We start from the raw sequence: 459 nt of genomic DNA on the forward strand, positions 1-459 counted from the left end.
GGTAAACAGGCGGCCGTTGGCGAGGAACTTGAGTTTAGTTACAAAGCGACCAATCTACAGCGTCAACACGTCGATAGCTCGACAACGGCGGCTCCCGTTTATTACCCGTTGGGCATTGGGTCGGTGTTGCCCGGCTTAGAAGAGGGTCTTAGCCTGATGCGTGAGGGTGAAAAGGCCGTCTTTCTGATTCCATCATATCTGGGGTATAACGACCAGGCAAAGCCGAATCTGAACGCTTACTCGGTTGTTCGCTTCGATGTGGCACTTAACCGGTCGCGAAGCGAAGAGCAGCAAATCAACGAATACATCACGCGCAATAACCTGACCGTTACGGAAACGACATCGAGTGGAACGCGTTTTATCCGAACCAGTCTCCCGACGAATACCACGGTAGCAGCCGGACAGACGCTGACGATACGCTATTCGGGCAGACAACTGCGGGCCGCTACTGCTTTTGAC

General features: G+C 53.6%; 1 protein-coding gene. It reads left to right on the top strand.

What is annotated here, in order from left to right:
• Positions 1 to 459: FKBP-type peptidyl-prolyl cis-trans isomerase (locus tag D7Y13_RS42615; protein ID WP_147452696.1), on the top strand; the 459-nt coding region annotated here is incomplete at both ends.

The organism is Corallococcus praedator (genome assembly GCF_003612125.1).
GTDB lineage: Bacteria > Myxococcota > Myxococcia > Myxococcales > Myxococcaceae > Corallococcus > Corallococcus praedator.